The 1303-nt window shown below is 63.4% G+C and carries 2 protein-coding genes; both read left to right on the plus strand.

All coding sequences use genetic code 11. The features are described 5' to 3' along the window. Window positions 1–158: alpha/beta hydrolase (locus ENZ75_RS35460; RefSeq protein WP_164888190.1), on the plus strand; the 158-nt coding region annotated here is incomplete at its 5' end. Between the two features lie 215 nt (window positions 159–373). Beyond that, window positions 374–1303: YcbK family protein (locus ENZ75_RS32060; RefSeq protein ID WP_128278623.1), on the plus strand; the 930-nt coding region annotated here is incomplete at its 3' end.

Consider the following 1303-nt stretch of genomic DNA (forward strand, 5'->3'; position numbering starts at 1 on the left):
GGATAGCCAATGCCACCGACCATCCAGGATCCTGGTGGCCGCACTGGCAAGGCTGGATAGAGGCCAAGGACAACACCCGCGTGCCTGCCCGCAAACCGGGCAAGCATATGAAAACTTTGGGTGATGCTCCGGGCACCTATGTGAAGGTCCGTGTGTAACGGACTGTAATGTGTGGTGAGTTGACGGGCCGCCAAAAGCGGGCGAAATGGTGTCGTCAACCATCAAGCGGCCGTAATTCGGCAATCACTGCAAAAATACTTCCAGGCTTGCGGATTTGACACAGGTCTCGTTTCCGGATCGGAGACAAAGGTCACCTTGGCAGCGACGCATGCATGCCGCGCCAAGATATGCCGACCGGACATCGAGGGGGAATTTGACTTTGAAATCAGCAGGATGGAGCCTCGCAAAGGGAGAACGCCGCGCCATTGTGGCAGCGCTCTGCTCCTTGCTTCTGGCCTCCTGCACTTCGGCTGGCGACCCGGCAATGTCGGTCGGAATGCCCGGCTACAATGCCACCGCATCGGACGTAAACGCGGCCTCCAGCGGCAAGGCGATCGCCGCCTCCGATTCGTCTGATGTCACGACGGAGCAGACGACCGTGATGACGGCAAGCGACACGGCGCTGCCTGAAAAGGTCGCCTATGTGCCTGTGTCCAAACCGGGAGCTGCCTTTCCGCTGACCATGCCGGCGGGCGCCGAAACCATCGTTGGAAACACGCCGCAGTCGCTGACGCAGCAGGCACAGACCGCGCAGCAGACCGATGCGGTAGCCCAGCAGATTGCCGCGGCCGACGGCGACGTGGCGGCGCCGAAGCCCGCTGCCGCTCCGGCCATGAACAACCCGGTCTATGTGACGGCTGGCGAGATGCCGCAGGCCGAAGCACCAAAGAAGAAAGGCTTCCTCGCCTCGATGTTTGGCGCAACGCCAGCCTCGGCGACACCAGCCCCCCTCATCAGCAACGCCCGGACGGGCGAGCAGCCCCCGGCGCAGGCAAAAGCGACGCCAGCAGCGGCAAAACCGATCATCACGCTTGCCTCGGCCGATTCCACGGCCAAGCCGGTACAACTGGCTTCGCTCGGTGGCGATAGCGGTCACATCACCGGCAGCGATGCCCTGCCCGGCGTGCGCCAGACGGCCCTGTTCGAGATCAAGCGCAAGTCGGGCCTCGATGACGAAAGCGACGTCGACCTCAACGAGGATGAGGGGCCAGTGGGCGGCTCCTATCAGGTTGCGTCCGCCGCCGGCATGGCCCGGCTGGCGCCCAACGGGCTGCTCAAGCAGAACGAAAGCGTCGATGTGGCC

Source organism: Mesorhizobium sp. M7A.F.Ca.CA.002.04.1.1 (assembly GCF_004022805.1).
In the GTDB taxonomy this organism is placed as follows: domain Bacteria; phylum Pseudomonadota; class Alphaproteobacteria; order Rhizobiales; family Rhizobiaceae; genus Mesorhizobium; species Mesorhizobium ciceri.